Annotated in this window: 13 protein-coding genes, 2 tRNA genes and 2 rRNA genes (1 of these 17 running past the window's edge); 7 read left to right on the plus strand and 10 right to left on the minus strand. The window is 43.3% G+C overall.

The features are described 5' to 3' along the window. The 4 genes from ACXAFK_RS12020 to ACXAFK_RS12035 all read right to left on the minus strand — a co-directional run. Positions 1 to 306, minus strand: a 23S ribosomal RNA gene (locus ACXAFK_RS12020); it reaches 2,513 nt to the left of the window's first position. A gap of 177 nt (positions 307 to 483) precedes the next feature. Continuing rightward, positions 484 to 560, minus strand: a tRNA-Ala gene (locus ACXAFK_RS12025). A gap of 164 nt (positions 561 to 724) precedes the next feature. Beyond that, positions 725 to 798, minus strand: a tRNA-Ile gene (locus ACXAFK_RS12030). A 104-nt stretch (positions 799 to 902) separates the two neighbouring features. Further along, positions 903 to 2,428: ribosomal RNA gene (locus tag ACXAFK_RS12035) — 16S ribosomal RNA — on the minus strand. Together the 16S and 23S rRNA genes with 2 tRNA genes alongside form the textbook arrangement of a ribosomal RNA operon. Positions 2,429 to 3,140: 712 nt before the next feature. Between ACXAFK_RS12035 and thrS the strand changes: the two genes are divergently transcribed. The 4 genes from thrS to rplT all read left to right on the plus strand — a co-directional run bounded on the left by thrS (position 3,141) and on the right by rplT (position 6,348). After that, positions 3,141 to 5,081: a threonine--tRNA ligase gene (gene thrS / locus ACXAFK_RS12040; RefSeq protein WP_474957921.1), complete on the plus strand. Its 1,941-nt coding sequence runs from the start codon at positions 3,141 to 3,143 to the stop codon at positions 5,079 to 5,081. A 36-nt stretch (positions 5,082 to 5,117) separates the two neighbouring features. Then, positions 5,118 to 5,669, plus strand: coding sequence for a translation initiation factor IF-3 (gene infC, locus ACXAFK_RS12045; protein WP_286037781.1), 552 nt, complete (start codon positions 5,118 to 5,120; stop codon positions 5,667 to 5,669). A 46-nt stretch (positions 5,670 to 5,715) separates the two neighbouring features. Then, complete coding sequence (gene rpmI, locus ACXAFK_RS12050) at positions 5,716 to 5,913, plus strand: 50S ribosomal protein L35 (protein WP_224837705.1); 198 nt, start codon at positions 5,716 to 5,718, stop codon at positions 5,911 to 5,913. A gap of 90 nt (positions 5,914 to 6,003) precedes the next feature. Continuing rightward, the gene (gene rplT, locus ACXAFK_RS12055; RefSeq protein WP_014033571.1) at positions 6,004 to 6,348 is read left to right on the plus strand and encodes a 50S ribosomal protein L20; all 345 of its coding nucleotides are present in this window, start codon (positions 6,004 to 6,006) and stop codon (positions 6,346 to 6,348) included. A 103-nt stretch (positions 6,349 to 6,451) separates the two neighbouring features. On the opposite strand, the gene ACXAFK_RS12060 is transcribed toward rplT, so the two are convergent. Further along, on the minus strand, positions 6,452 to 6,874 hold the full coding sequence (locus ACXAFK_RS12060; RefSeq protein WP_474957922.1) for a secondary thiamine-phosphate synthase enzyme YjbQ: 423 nt from the start codon (positions 6,872 to 6,874) through the stop codon (positions 6,452 to 6,454). 97 nt (positions 6,875 to 6,971) lie between these two features. Between ACXAFK_RS12060 and ACXAFK_RS12065 the strand changes: the two genes are divergently transcribed. The 3 genes from ACXAFK_RS12065 (at position 6,972) to ACXAFK_RS12075 (ending at position 9,379) form a co-directional block, all read left to right on the plus strand. Further along, complete coding sequence (locus ACXAFK_RS12065) at positions 6,972 to 7,763, plus strand: HAD family hydrolase (protein ID WP_252080131.1); 792 nt, start codon at positions 6,972 to 6,974, stop codon at positions 7,761 to 7,763. Positions 7,764 to 7,860: 97 nt separating this feature from the next. After that, positions 7,861 to 8,379 (plus strand): YybH family protein, encoded by a 519-nt coding sequence (locus ACXAFK_RS12070; protein WP_474957923.1) that lies wholly within the window; start codon positions 7,861 to 7,863, stop codon positions 8,377 to 8,379. A gap of 109 nt (positions 8,380 to 8,488) precedes the next feature. Next, positions 8,489 to 9,379 carry a dienelactone hydrolase family protein gene (locus tag ACXAFK_RS12075; RefSeq protein ID WP_474957924.1) on the plus strand — a complete coding sequence of 297 codons (891 nt, stop codon included), beginning with the start codon at positions 8,489 to 8,491 and terminating at the stop codon, positions 9,377 to 9,379. On the opposite strand, the gene ACXAFK_RS12080 is transcribed toward ACXAFK_RS12075, so the two are convergent. The 5 genes from ACXAFK_RS12080 to tgt form a co-directional block, all read right to left on the minus strand. Further along, complete coding sequence (locus ACXAFK_RS12080) at positions 9,376 to 10,617, minus strand: asparagine synthetase B (RefSeq protein WP_224837710.1); 1,242 nt, start codon at positions 10,615 to 10,617, stop codon at positions 9,376 to 9,378. The genes ACXAFK_RS12075 and ACXAFK_RS12080 overlap by 4 nt on opposite strands. Positions 10,618 to 10,669: 52 nt before the next feature. Then, positions 10,670 to 12,214: a replicative DNA helicase gene (gene dnaB, locus ACXAFK_RS12085; protein ID WP_224837711.1), complete on the minus strand. Its 1,545-nt coding sequence runs from the start codon at positions 12,212 to 12,214 to the stop codon at positions 10,670 to 10,672. 168 nt (positions 12,215 to 12,382) lie between these two features. Then, positions 12,383 to 13,336, minus strand: coding sequence for an acetyl-CoA carboxylase carboxyltransferase subunit alpha (locus tag ACXAFK_RS12090; protein ID WP_224837712.1), 954 nt, complete (start codon positions 13,334 to 13,336; stop codon positions 12,383 to 12,385). A gap of 114 nt (positions 13,337 to 13,450) precedes the next feature. Further along, on the minus strand, positions 13,451 to 14,533 hold the full coding sequence (locus ACXAFK_RS12095; protein WP_338195942.1) for an LptF/LptG family permease: 1,083 nt from the start codon (positions 14,531 to 14,533) through the stop codon (positions 13,451 to 13,453). Next, positions 14,533 to 15,663 carry a tRNA guanosine(34) transglycosylase Tgt gene (gene tgt / locus ACXAFK_RS12100; RefSeq protein ID WP_474957925.1) on the minus strand — a complete coding sequence of 377 codons (1,131 nt, stop codon included), beginning with the start codon at positions 15,661 to 15,663 and terminating at the stop codon, positions 14,533 to 14,535. Before tgt ends, ACXAFK_RS12095 begins: the two co-directional genes overlap by 1 nt. Between the last annotated feature and the right edge of the window lie 110 nt (positions 15,664 to 15,773).

Here is a 15,773-nt window from a genome sequence, read left to right on the forward strand (position 1 = left end):
AAGAACATTGTGGTCCTACAACCCCGTCATTGCCGGAACAACAACGGTTTGGGCCGATCCGATTTCGCTCGCCACTACTCTCGGAATCACTCTTGTTTTCTCTTCCTCCGCCTACTTAGATGTTTCAGTTCAGCGGGTTCGCCCACCTTACGGTGTGACTGGCCTTCAACCAGCCGGGTTGCCCCATTCGGACACCCACGGATCAATGCTCATGTGCAGCTCCCCGTGGATTTTCGCAGCTTATCACGTCCTTCTTCGCCTCTGAGAGCCTAGGCATCCCCCATACGCCCTTCTTTTGCTTGTCGCACCTGTACCCTAAGATACAAATGCCCTCTCGTAATCCTTAATGTTCTATTCTACTTCGTGTTTCTTCTTTGACTTCGCATGTCAACGAACTAAATCGTTGCTGCTCCGTCCCAATATGTCAATGAACTTGTGGCCGATCGCCACCGATGTCTAAAAATCAGCGGACGACCTTTGCCGTGGTGGAGAATATCGGAGTCGAACCGATGACCTCCTGCGTGCAAGGCAGGCGCTCTAGCCAGCTGAGCTAATCCCCCATTATCAGTTGTCAGTTAACAGTTATCAGTTAACAGTACTATATAACGGTAACCCAACATCTAGAATTTCCTAATCTCAGTACTCAATGAACTTATCATCGTAGTCTCAGGCAGACTTACTTCGACTGCGCTCAGCACAGGCTTCTCGTCTTTCTTTCGACTTGTAGTCTCAGGCAGACTCGAACTGCCGACCTCTACATTATCAGTGTAGCGCTCTAACCAGCTGAGCTATGAGACTGTCTTGGCCTATTGCCAGTATTTGTAACATATTATGAACGACAGCGCAATACTATAACAACCACCTCGTGCAGGACCCGGTATTCCGGGCGTCTCTTTCTCTAGAAAGGAGGTGTTCCAGCCGCACCTTCCGGTACGGCTACCTTGTTACGACTTAGCCCTAGTTACCGATTTTGCCCTAGGCCGCTCCTCGCGGTGACGGACTTCAGGCACTCCCGGCTTCCATGGCTTGACGGGCGGTGTGTACAAGGCCCGGGAACGTATTCACCGGATCATGGCTGATATCCGATTACTAGCGATTCCAGCTTCACGGGGTCGAGTTGCAGACCCCGATCCGAACTGTGACCGGTTTTGTAGATCCGCGCCCCCTTGCGGGGTGGCTTCCCTCTGTACCGGCCATTGTAGCACGTGTGTAGCCCAGGACGTAAGGGCCGTGATGATTTGACGTCGTCCCCACCTTCCTCACGGTTTGCACCGGCAGTCCCGTTAGAGTCCCCATCTTGACATGCTGGCAACTAACGGTAGGGGTTGCGCTCGTTATAGGACTTAACCTGACACCTCACGGCACGAGCTGACGACAACCATGCAGCACCTTGCAGGCGGTCCGAAGAAAGGGGTATCTCTACCCCATGCAGCCTGCATTTAAGCCCTGGTAAGGTTCCTCGCGTATCATCGAATTAAACCACATGCTCCACCGCTTGTGCGGGCCCCCGTCAATTCCTTTGAGTTTCATTCTTGCGAACGTACTCCCCAGGTGGGATACTTATCACTTTCGCTTGGCCACGGAGACCGAAGTCCCCACAGCTAGTATCCATCGTTTACGGCGTGGACTACCGGGGTATCTAATCCCGTTCGCTACCCACGCTTTCGTCCATCAGCGTCAGTACATGGTTGGTCACCTGCCTTCGCGATCGGTGTTCTATGTGATATCTATGCATTTCACCGCTACACCACATGTTCCGGCAACCCCACCATGACTCAAGACCTGCAGTATCAAAGGCAATTTTATGGTTGAGCCACAAACTTTCACCCCTGACTTACAGGCCCGCCTACGGACCCTTTAAACCCAATGATTCCGGATAACGCTCGGACCCTCCGTATTACCGCGGCTGCTGGCACGGAGTTAGCCGGTCCTTATTCTTACGGTACCGTCAGACACCTACACGTAGGTGCGTTTCTTCCCGTATAAAAGCAGTTTACAACCCATAGGGCAGTCATCCTGCACGCGGCATGGCTGGATCAGGCTCCCGCCCATTGTCCAATATTCCTCACTGCTGCCTCCCGTAGGAGTCTGGTCCGTGTCTCAGTACCAGTGTGGGGGATCCCCCTCTCAGGGCCCCTAACCATCGCTGCCTTGGTGGGCCGTTACCCCGCCAACTAACTAATGGTACGCATGGCCATCCCTGTCCGATAAATCTTTAACCGAAACATCATGCGATGTAACGGTACCATGGGGCATTAATCCAAGTTTCCCTGGGCTATTCCCCTGACAGGGGCAGGTTCCATACGCGTTCCGCACCCGTGCGCCGGTCGCCGGCAAAAAAGCAAGCTTTTTCCCGCTGCCCCTCGACTTGCATGTGTTAGGCCTGCCGCTAGCGTTCATCCTGAGCCAGGATCAAACTCTTCATTGTATTTCCTTGAATGTCTGTCCGACACCCGAAAACACGAGTCCCCGCATCAAAATGGTTCTTTATAATTCTTACGCTGTCGTTACAATATGTATATGAACTTGTTTGTTTCACTCGAACCGACAATCAAAATCAATTTCTTATCGATTCCACCTCTTCACCTATTCGGTAAAGCGGGTGCAAATTTACAACTGTTTTTTTATTTGGCAAGGTTTTTTTGAAAAAAAATTCAAAACATTTTTTCGACCTCAAAAACAGTGTTTTTACATGAACTTTCCCCTTACACACCTTGGTGTTTTTCGGGCTGCAAATGTAAAATGCTTTTTTTGATTACACAATGCTTTGCTCTATTTTTTTCTGTTTTTTTCTATTGCCAAAAACAGTCTTTCAAAATGCCTGTGAACGTCTCCAAAAAACAAACCCTTTGTTGTTTTTGGGGCTGCAAATGTAACACCATTTCAAGAATAAACAAGATGTTTTTTTAATTCTCCCAACAACATGTCGTCAATCAACTGAAAACAAAGCAGATAAAAATACAATTTTTTTGAAAATTTCAAAAGCTGCATTCGTTTTCAACCGTTTCCTTTTACAAATCGATCACAATCACCTTTCGATACCAGGAAAATTAATGTTTATATAGTAAATAGGTATTGCAGCATCTATACAAGGTATTATCTTTGTCGTCTTGAAAATAAAACTTAGAAGTTTAAACAACATGATAAAGATCACATTGCCTGATGGTGCTGTAAAAGAAGTCGAAAAGGGAACTTCTCCCTTTACTGTCGCCCAAAGTATTAGCGAAGGGCTTGCCCGAAACGTTATTTCTGCAAAGTTCAATGATACAACGGTCGAGACTTCCACCCCATTGACCACAGACGGTGCATTGACTCTTTACACTTGGAAAGATGCTGAGGGCAAAAAAGCATTTTGGCACTCTACATCCCACGTAGTCGCCCAAGCTTTGGAAGAGCTTTATCCTGGAATTAAGCTAACCATTGGTCCGGCCATTGAAAACGGATTTTATTATGATGTGGATTTTGGCGATCATACCATTTCCGAAAAAGATTTTCCGAAGATAGAGAAGAAAGCTTTGGAAATAGCCCGAGGCAAACACGACTATAAAATGAGAAGCGTATCCAAAGCGGAGGCTCTTTCTTATTATAAAGAACAAGGGAACGAGTATAAGGTTGAGCTCATTGAAAACCTTGAAGATGGTTCCATAACATTTTGCGACCATAGCACATTTACCGACCTGTGTCGAGGAGGGCATATTCCGAACACAGGCATTATAAAAGCAATTAAGCTTTTGAGCGTTGCCGGTGCTTATTGGCGCGGCGATGAAAACAATACACAGTTAACCCGCGTTTACGGTATTTCTTTTCCAAAACAGAAAGAATTAACGGAATATCTTCAGCTCTTGGAAGAGGCCAAAAAAAGGGACCACAGAAAATTAGGGAAAGAACTTGAGCTTTTCACATTTTCACAAAAGGTTGGCCAAGGCCTCCCTTTATGGTTGCCCAATGGAGCAGCATTACGTGAGCGCTTGGAGCAATTCCTTAAAAAAGCACAGAAGAAAGCCGGTTATGAAATGGTGGTTACCCCACATATTGGCCAAAAGGAACTTTATGTTACATCCGGTCACTATGCCAAATACGGTGAAGATAGCTTTCAACCCATACATACACCAAAAGAGGACGAAGAGTTTTTGTTAAAACCCATGAACTGCCCTCACCATTGTGAGATTTTCAACAGCAAACCATACAGTTACAAGGATCTGCCAAAACGCTATGCGGAGTTTGGCACTGTATACAGATACGAACAGAGTGGTGAACTGCACGGCCTTACCAGGGTAAGGGGTTTTACTCAAGACGATGCGCACATTTTTTGCACCATCGAGCAATTGAACGATGAGTTCAAAAATGTTATCGATCTTACCTTATATGTACTCAACTCATTGGGTTTTGACGATTTTACGGCCCAAGTATCCATAAGGGATATGGAAAATCCCGACAAATATATTGGTAATGCCGAAGATTGGGACAGAGCAGAGAGCGCAATTATCAACGCTGCCGAAGAGAAAGGTCTAAACTACATAATCGAAAGTGGTGAAGCTGCGTTTTATGGTCCAAAACTGGATTTTATGATAAAAGATGCCCTCGGCAGAAACTGGCAATTGGGCACCATTCAGGTCGACTATAATTTACCGAAGCGATTTGACCTGACTTACAAAGGCAGTGATAATGAACTGCACAGACCGGTAATGATCCACCGTGCGCCCTTTGGCAGCATGGAACGATTTGTTGCCCTATTGCTGGAGCATACCGGAGGAAACTTCCCGCTTTGGTTGATTCCGACACAGGCTATTGTACTGCCCGTCAGCGAGAAACACGAAAAATATGCGGAAAAAGTTTTGAATTCGTTAGAAAATCACGAAATTCGCGCGCTCATTGATAATAGGAACGAGACGGTAGGGAAAAAAATCCGTGAAGCAGAACTCAAAAAAATTCCATTCATGATCATTGTCGGTGAACAGGAAGAAGAGTCTGCTACCATTTCTGTTAGGCGTCATGGCGGCGAAGATTTAGGAAGTCTAAGCGTTAATGCTTTTTCAGACTTGGTAACTACTGAAATAAATAGTACCTTAAAGTCGTTCTAAAAAATTAAGTTTAATTAAAAAGTTTACGTCATAGCAATTAGAAGAAGATTTAGACCCCAACCCAGGAGGGAAAACAAAAACCCTCACAACATCAATGAAAAAATAAAAGCCCGGGAAGTACGTCTTGTCGGCGATAATGTTGAAATGGGTGTTTACCCCATATCAAAAGCTAGGGAAATAGCAACCGAACAGGAATTGGACCTGGTAGAAATATCACCAAATGCCGAACCCCCTGTTTGTAAGGTAATGGACTATAAAAAGTTCCTTTACGAGCAAAAGAAACGCGACAAAGCCATGAAGGCCAAAGCGAGTAAAGTGGTCGTAAAGGAAATTAGATTTGGCCCACAGACGGATGATCATGATTACGATTTCAAGAAAAGACACGCAGAGAAATTCTTGAAAGACGGAGCCAAGTTAAAAGCCTATGTATTCTTTAAAGGACGTTCCATCGTTTATAAAGATCAAGGCGAAATATTGCTTCTAAGGTTGGCACAGGAATTGGAAGATCTAGGTAAGGTTGAACAAATGCCAAAATTGGAAGGCAAGCGAATGACCATGTTCATCGCACCCAAAACAAGTAAAAAATAAAACCGAACATAGTTCGGTCTAATAAGCGGAGTTAAATACTAGGAAAATGCCTAAGATGAAAACAAAATCCAGTGCCAAAAAGCGTTTTAAGCTTACCGGTTCTGGTAAAATCAAAAGAAAGCACGCTTTTAAGAGTCACATTTTGACCAAAAAATCTAAAAAGCGAAAGCTGAAGTTGACCCATTCCACTTTGGTTCACAAAGCGGATGAGGACAACATCAAAGAACAGTTACGTTTAAAATAATTGTTCACCGGTACATTATTTATTAACCATGGAGTCGGGCCAACCAAGTCCTCAAAAATTGAGGCGCCTGCTACAAAAAAATGACACATTATGCCAAGATCAGTAAATTCAGTTGCTTCACGAGCTAGAAGAAAAAAAGTGATGAAGCAAGCCAAAGGTTACTTTGGAAGACGTAAAAACGTTTGGACGGTAGCCAAAAATGCGGTAGAAAAAGCAATGCTTTACGCTTACCGTGATAGAAGAAACAAAAAGCGTACTTTCCGTTCGCTATGGATCACCCGTATCAATGCTGGTGCTAGAATGCACGGAATGTCTTACTCTCAATTTATGGGTAAAGTAAAAGCCAATGGAATAGAGCTTAATAGAAAAGTTCTTGCCGATTTGGCCATGAACCACCCAGATGCCTTCAAGGCAATCGTTGAGAAAGTAAAGTAAAAAGTTAATATAAACTTACCCCGCTTATTTTAAGATCCCGCCTTGTGCGGGATCTTTTATTTTATATATGTTCTCCACTGGGCAAAAACCGATACGACTTCATTTATTGACCATAAGCGGTAACCACCAATTTCCGGCCCGAAGCTTGGTTACGATGTTCGCACAGGTAAATACCTTGCCATATACCCATATTCAATCTACCCTGGGTTATAGGAATCTGTACCGAAGTCCCCATTAGGGAGGCCTTGATGTGAGCAGGCATATCGTCCGGTCCTTCGTAAGTATGCACGTAATACGGTGCATTTTCAGGTACCATGGTATTCATGTGGCTTTCAAAATCTGTTCGAACCGTGGGATCCGCATTCTCGTTGATCGTTAAACTGGCAGAAGTATGCTTGATGAAGACCTGCAAAAACCCAGTGTTTATCTTTCGGAGTTCAGGCAAGGCATCAAGAATTATATCCGTAATCAAATGGAATCCTCTAGAATAAGACCGTAGTTGTATTTCTTTCTGATAAAAATTCATGCCAAAAAATTCTCTAGCCCGAAATTAATATAAAGTTTACCAAAACTACCGGTGCTATCTGTGAATATAAAATACCTTTGTGGCTTAACTATTTTACATGGATTTATCACAAATTAAGATGGTGGTCACCGATATGGATGGGACTTTATTAAATTCCAATCATGAGGTAAGCCCCCGTTTTTTTGAAATATATCAAGAACTCAAAAAGAAAAATATTGCTTTTGTAGCAGCGAGTGGCAGACAGTACCATAGCATGGTCGATAAATTGGATTCCATCAAGAACGAAATTTTGATAATTGCCGAAAACGGGGCCCTGATCAAAAAACAGGAACAAACCTTGCTCTCGACCCCAATTAGCACATCCGAAGTACACCGCATCCTGGACACCGTGCTTCCTTTGGAGCATGTACATCCTGTGCTATGCTGTCAAAACAATGCCTTTGTAGGTGGTACTTCCAATGAGTTTATAGACATGCTTCGTGAATACTATTCGGAGTTTGAAATAGTAGATCACCAAAAACAAGTGGATGAAGAGGTCTTAAAAATTGCCATCTACCATTTTGAGAGCTCCGAAAAGCACATTTTTCCTCATGTAAAACATCTGGAACGCGACTTAAAAGTCAAGGTCTCAGGTGCCAACTGGGTCGATATTTCCGACTTAAACGCACATAAGGGCTATGCCCTGCAAAAGGTAATGGATCAATACAATATCTCTTCCAACGAAATAATGGTATTTGGGGACTACAACAACGACTTAGAAATGCTTCAATTGTCGGATTATAGTTTTGCCATGGCCAATGCACACCCCAATGTGCTAAAAACAGCGAAATACACAACCAGTAGCAACGACGATTATGGTGTGGAGCGCATTTTGGAAAAACTCCTCTAAGATTTTCTGACCGGATTGTATTTTTTTATATATCTTTATGATTAGCAGTTGATTACGTCGACTGCAACTTCCCCCGTTTTTTTAAAAAATCAATCGTATGAAAAATATAGCATACGCAGTGGTCCTTGTATTTCTTCTTGCCGGTTGTGACAACAAAATCGTCGAATCCCAAATCGATCATGCCAAAGACGCTGCCCAAATTATTGAAAGTATTGATGCTTGGGATAAAGCCTGGGAATCGAAAGATCTTCAACTTGCAATAAAATATTATGCCGATGAAATAGACTGGACCAATGCCTTTGGTGATAGGGCACGATCCAAGGAAGATTTACAAAAACTCTTGGAATCGATTTTTGGATTGAATTTTGTTATGTCCGGAGAAAACAATTATGGAGCGAACGATATCCGTTTTCCAAATGATTCCATTGCCACGGTACGAACACAAAACATCCGTACAAATCAAAAATGGCCCAATGGAACACACATGGACGACAGGATAATCAACCACTTGAGGGTATATCAAAACATAAAGGGAAAATGGTTGATCACCGATCACATGATCAGTCAGGCATGGCCAAAAAATAAACCGGTGGATAGTCTCACCATAAAAAAGTAATCAAAACTATTTCCGGCTTGGCACTGCAGAAGCACTTTCCAATTAATTTTATGATTCAGCAATAGGATAATTTGTACCTTAAGGTCATTGTTAACCAAACACCAACACTATGGCATCACTAAAAAAAGAAGACATTAAACAAGAGGTTTTTGACCTATACGACAAATATGCCCACAATCAGTTAGATCGTAGAGAGTTTATGGAGAAGCTTTCCGTTTATGCCGTAGGTGGCATCACTCTGGCATCCCTGCTCAGTTTTGTGATGCCCAATTATAAGGACACCTTGACCGTATCTCCCAATGACCCGGAATTGGATTCCAAGTTCATTACTTATAATTCCCCAAAGGGCGGTGGAGAAATCAAGGGGTTGTTGTCCAAGCCAAAAAACAGCTCCGGTAAAATGGGCGGTGTAGTTGTGGTGCACGAAAACCGAGGCCTTAATCCTTATATTGAAGATGTGGGAAGAAGAGCTGCCAAGGCAGGTTTTATTTCGTTGGCTCCGGATGCCCTCACCCCACTTGGAGGCTATCCCGGAAATGATGACGAGGGAAGGGCGATGCAACGAGAACGGGACCGTAACGAGATGTTGGAGGATTTTATCTCCGCTTACGAATATCTCAAAAACCATGAAGACTGCAACGGTAAAGTGGGGGTAGTCGGCTTTTGTTTTGGCGGATGGATTTCGAACATGATGGCCGTAAAAGTGCCGCAATTGGCCGCCGCTGTTCCTTTTTATGGCAGTCAGCCCAAGGAGGAGAAGGAAGTGGCCCAAATAAAAGCCCCCCTATTAATTCATTTTGCAGGATTGGATGAACGGGTAAATGCTGGTTGGGAAGACTACGAGGCCAAATTAAAAAAATTCGACAAAGCATACGAAGCGCATTTTTACCCCGATGTCAACCACGGTTTCCATAACAATACAACACCGCGCTTTGATGAGGCATCAGCCAATTTAGCGTGGGAAAGGACCATAGATTTCTTCAAAAAGTACTTGAGCTAGGTCTTTTGCTTCTTTTTGCGGGCAGCAGGGAACAAAACGTTGTTCAAAATCAAACGATAACCGGGCGAAGTAGGATGCAGTTCCAGCTCCGTTTTTGGGTCTCCTACCCTATGCTGATAATCTTCCGGATCGTGACCACCATAAAAAGTAAAGAAACCCTTTCCTTTAATACCATGGATATACCTGGCCTCTCCATTGATTTTGTTCTCACCCAAAACCATAACGGTCGGTTTGATCTGCGCTCTGGTGTAGGCTGTTGTTTGCCCCATAAACCCTTTTACCAAACTTGTATGGTTTTGTGTTAACATAGTGGGCACCGGATCCCATTTAGCGGAAAATTCCATCAACGAAAAATAATCTGATTCCTTGGGGACATTGGCTCGCTTATTTGTCATATCGATGGATGAAAACTCGTAACGGATGGGGTTTCGTTCTAAAGTAAAATTGGTGAAGGCGAATGTATTGTTGAAATTAAGTTTGGCCTGATAATTCGCATCCGAGGGATCCCCATCGAACATAGGTTCGCAAATATCCACATCTTCTGCCGCCAGGGCAATATCAAAACTATCGGTCGCGGAACACATGGCAAACATAAACCCACCTCCGATAACATAATTTCTTATTTTTAGGGCCACTGCCAATTTCTGATCGGAGACCTTGGCATAGCCGAGACTTTTGGCCAACTCTTCTGCCTTCTCCTTATCTCTGATGTACCATGGTGCTGCACGGTAATGTCCGTAAAATCGGCCGTATTGACCTGTAAAATCTTCATGGTGGAGGTGCAGCCAATCGTACAAGGCCAGTTTATCTCCTAAAACCTCGGTATCATAAATGGTTGTATAGGGAATCTCGGCATAGGTAAGCACCATGGTAACGGCATCGTCCCAAGGTTGGTTTCCCTTTGGGGAATACACGGCAATTTTTGGTGCTTTTTCTAGGATTACCGCATCTTGATTTTGGGAAGGACTGGAAATGTCATCCAAGATTTGCTCGGCCTGTGCGTCGGACAAGACCTCAAAGGAAACACCTCGAATTTGGCATTCCTTTCTAATGGCATCTCCATCGGGCAAAATAAAGGAACCGCCCCGATAATTGAGCAACCATTGCACTTTTTGTTGTTTGGAGAGTACCCAATAGGTTATTCCGTAAGCTTTTAAATGATTTTTCTGCCCTTCGGCATCCATTGGAATCAGAATAACGGAGGCTGAAGCTTTAAAGAAAAAAAACAAAACAAACATGTAGGTGAGATTTCTCGCATACGCTCGAAATGACACTTTGGAAAGTAATTTTTTAAAACGGCACGTCGTTATCATCTGGGTCATTACTGTTCATTGCGCTACCGAAAGCATCGTCCGCACTCGGAAGATTTGGTGTCGCAAAGGGATTTTCTTCGTCCGCATTCATCTTCGATTGGAATTCGAATGGGGAATCAAAGTCATCCAAGTTATCAAATTTACCCAGAGCACCCACAAATTTTAACCTAATATTTTCTAAACCACCATTACGGTGTTTGGCCACAATAAATTCTGCTTGACCTTGGGTCGGGGTGCGTTCCTCATCGTCCCACTCGTCAATTTTATAATATTCCGGTCTATAGATAAAGGATACAATATCCGCATCCTGTTCAATGGCCCCGGATTCCCTCAAATCGGAAAGAATAGGTCTTTTACTACCTCCACGGGTCTCCACCGCTCGCGATAACTGGGACAGTGCTATTACAGGAACATTAAGTTCCTTGGCCAATGCCTTTAGGTTACGGGATATGGTAGAAATCTCCTGTTCACGGTTTCCTCCTTTTTGGCTACCCCCTGCGGTCATCAACTGCAAATAATCTATTATTATAAGTCTAATTCCGTGTTGGGATGCCAATCGCCTGGCCTTGGCACGAAGGTCAAATATGGACAACGAAGGGGTGTCGTCTATAAACAAAGGCGCCTTTTCCAGGGTCTTTACCTTAACGTTCAATTGTTCCCACTCATGTTTTTCCAATTTACCGGTCCTCAATTTTTCGGAGGACAATCCTGTTTCGGAAGATATTAAACGGGTAATCAACTGTACGGAGGACATCTCCAAGGAGAAGAACGCCACTGGAATTTCGGAATTCACGGCAATATTACGTGCCATGGAAAGCGTTAATGCCGTTTTACCCATACCAGGTCTTGCCGCAACAATGATCAAATCACTGGGTTGCCACCCGGATGTAAGTTTGTCCAATTTATCGAATCCTGATGGGATACCGCTAAGCCCTTCCTTATTGGAAATTTCCTCTATTCGCTTTTTGGCCTGTATTACCAAATTCTGTGCAGTTTCCGCAGAACGCTTTAAGTTGCCCTGCGTTACCTCGTACAATTTTGCTTCGGCACTGTCCAACAGATCAAAAACATCGGTTGCATCGCTATATGCCTCTTCAATAATGTCGTTGGATATTTTAATCAGGCTTCGTTGGATATATTTTTGAAGGATGATCCGCGCGTGAAACTCGATATGTGCGGATGAAGCGACCTTTTGGGTCAGTTTTATCAAATAAAAGTCTCCGCCTACCGCTTCTAGTTTCCCATCTTTCTTTAACTGTCCGGAGACCGTTAATAAATCCACTGGTTCAGAAGATTCGAACAACTTGAAGATGGCTTCATAAACATATTTATGGGAATCCTTGTAGAATACGTCTGGGTGCAGAATATCGATTACTTCATCAACTCCTTTTTTATCTATCATCATAGCCCCTAACACAACCTCCTCTAAATCAACTGCTTGAGGCGGTATTTTACCTCTTTCAAGATTGATCAGGGCAGATTTGTCCACTCGATGTCCTACGATAGGGCTAGGTTTTTCCATGAATGCGAAAGTAGCTAATTAACCTTAAGTTAACTTTAAATTAGATGAATACGATTTCCACAGGTACTCAACAATTGGATCGTTGATAACTTAAAAATACCTGTTAATAACATAAAAAAAATTGAGGATAAAACCTAAAGAAAAAGGTGAACCCCCGAAAAACAAGATTTATTCACTAAAGACACCCATATTCGCATATTTATCCATGCGAGCTTTCACCAATTCTTTTGGTGATAACTTTTTGAGCTCTTCGAAATGTGACGAAATTTTGTTCGCGACGGTTTCAAATGTTTTTTCTCTATTGGCATGTGCTCCGCCCAATGGTTCTTTCACTATCTCATCGACCAGCTTTTGTTTTTTCATATCGGTTGCGGTCAACTTCAATGCATCGGCGGCCTGCTCTTTAAATTCCCAACTCCTCCAAAGTATGGATGAACAGGATTCTGGGGATATAACGGAGTACCATGTGTTCTCCAACATAAGTACTTTGTCTCCTACTCCAATGCCCAGTGCACCTCCCGATGCTCCTTCACCAATAATAATAACGATAATCGGTACTTTAAGTCGGGTCATCTCGAGAATGTTGCGGGCTATGGCCTCACCTTGCCCCCTCTCCTCTGCCTCGATACCTGGATAGGCTCCCGGAGTATCTACAAAACATACTACTGGGATTTTGAACTTTTCTGCGGATTTCATCAATCTGAGCGCCTTTCGGTACCCTTCCGGATTGGCCATACCAAAGTTTCGGTACTGGCGCGTTTTTGTATTGTACCCTTTTTGCTGACCAATGAACATGTAACTCTGGTCCCCTATTTTTCCAAGTCCGCCCACCATCGCCTTATCGTCCTTTACATTTCTGTCTCCATGGAGCTCCAAAAAGGTATCTCCACAAATGGCTTTAATGTAATCCATTGTATAAGGTCTACTGGGGTGTCTTGACAATTGTACTTTTTGCCAAGCAGTTAGGTTTTTATAGATATCCTTTCGGGTCTGATCAAGTTTCTGTTCGATCTGTGTGCACGTTTCGGACACGTCCACATCACTTTCCTCCCCTATGATCATACACTTTTGAAGTTGCTCTTCAAGTTCTTTGATGGGGAGTTCAAAATCTAGATATTCCATGGGAAGTCATTTATTTTCACAAAAAACAATGGGGACAAATATATAACATTATGGCTTACTCGCATGAAATATGCAAATGTTTTAACTTCAGTCCTATAGATCAAATTTGATGGTTTATCGCTTAGCTTTCATGAGCATATAAACGGCAAAAACACCAAAAAGTAAGTTGGGAATTACCACAGCGAGCAATGGTGAAAAACCAGATTGTTCCGCCAGGGTCCCAAATACTTTATCAAAGAAAATATATACAAAAGCCACTCCTATACCAAAGGCCAGATTAAGCCCCATGCCCCCTCTTCGCTTTACCGAGGAAACGGCAACGGCTATTACGGTAAGAATAAAAGCAGCAATGGGCAAAGCCCATCGTTTGTATTTTACCAGGACATAAGCATTAATATTGGACGCTCCCTTTCTGCGCTGATCTTCAATAAATTCGTTCAGCTCAAAAAGGTTTTTGGTCTCGGCCACGTAAGAAACTGGCGTTAAATCGTCTATTTTGAAGGAGAAAACCGTATCGAGTCGCCTTTTGGCATCTATAAACTCCCTTTCGTTCAATATGGTTCGTTTTTCGTAATTGGTAAGTCTGTAGATACTATCGTCCTCGACCCATCTAATGTTACTTGCGAAAATTTTGTAGTCTAACTTTCCAATAGAATCAAAATGCTCGTAGGTAAAATTATAACCAATCTGACGGTTGGGATCAAAACTGCTAACGTAGATATAATCGTTCTCGTTCAACTGGTTAAAGATGTTCTCCGTTACCCGATCTCGTTTTCCCTTTTTAAAATATTTATATTCAAATTCGTTGAACCCGATACTGGCATGGGGCACAATGAACATACCCATCATAAAAATAAGAATGGCCACCAAGGTAGCGCCCACAAAATAAGGGCGCAAAAACCTCCAAAAAGATACGCCTGAACTTAAAATGGCCACAATTTCGGTGTTGCTTGCCAGTTTGGATGTAAAAAATATTATGGACAGGAAAAGGAATATGGGCAACAGAAGGTTGCCGATCACTAAAGTGAAATTACCGTAGAATACGATGACCTCGGCCAATGGTGCCTCATTATCTATGATCTTACCAATCTTTTCGGCCAAGTTGGCCATGATCCCGATAGGCACAAACAACAAGAGCATCCCCATAAAGGTGATCAAGTAGCGCTTTAAGATGTATCTATCGAGTATGGTAAACATTACAATCTTTTATCCATTTGACGGACCATTTTGGTTTTCCACTCCAAAAAATCTCCGGCTAAAATACGTTCTCTAGCGGTACGCACCAACCATAAATAAAATCCAAGGTTGTGAACTGTGGCAATTTGCTTGCCCAAATATTCGTTGGCAGCAAATAAATGGCGCAAATACGCCTTGGAATATTCGGTGTCCACATAGGTAATTCCCATTTCATCAATAGGCGAAAAATCGTTTTCCCATTTTTTGTTCTTGATGTTGATGGTACCATGCGCCGTGAACAACATTCCGTTCCTTGCATTTCGGGTGGGCATAACACAGTCGAACATGTCCACTCCCAATGCAATATTCTCCAATATATTGATCGGCGTACCAACACCCATCAAATACCTTGGTTTATCTTCTGGCAAAATATCACAGACCAATTCTGCCATTTCGTACATTTCCTCTGCAGGCTCTCCCACGGATAAACCACCGATCGCATTTCCCTCTGCTCCTACGGAAGCAATGTATTCTGCCGATTGTTTTCTTAGGTCTTTATACGTGGAACCCTGCACAATGGGAAAAAAACTTTGGGTATAATCATAGCTGTACGGCAACTTTTCCAGATGATTGATGCATCTGTCCAACCATCGGTGCGTCATGTGCATAGATCGCTTCGCGTATTGGTAGTCGCAAGGATAGGGCGTGCACTCATCAAAAGCCATGATAATGTCGGCGCCAATGGTCCGCTGTATTTCCATTACGTTTTCGGGCGTAAAAAAGTGATTGGATCCATCAATATGGGATTTAAATTTTACGCCTTCCTCCTTTATTTTTCTGTTGCCCGATAGTGAGTATACTTGGTAGCCACCACTATCTGTCAATATAGGCCTGTCCCATCCCATAAATTTATGGAGTCCCCCTGCCTCTTTCAATATTGTGGTTTTGGGTCTTAAATAAAGGTGATACGTATTCCCCAGGATAATATCGGGATTTATCTCGTCCCTTAATTCTCGCTGGTGCACGCCCTTTACGGTGGCAACCGTTCCTACGGGCATAAAAATAGGGGTCTGTATAGTTCCATGGTCAGTTTCCAGTTTACCTGCCCTGGCCTTGGTCTTGCTATCCGTTTGTAATAGGGTAAAATCCAATTGTTTGTTTTAAAACCGCAAATATAACCAACTCAGTTTCGCCAATCCTTAACAAAAAAATAAAGTTTCTAACCGCTTATATGTCGACCATTGTGTTTTAGGCACTTGTT

The sequence above is a fragment of the Flagellimonas sp. ABD4_174 genome (assembly GCF_056160185.1).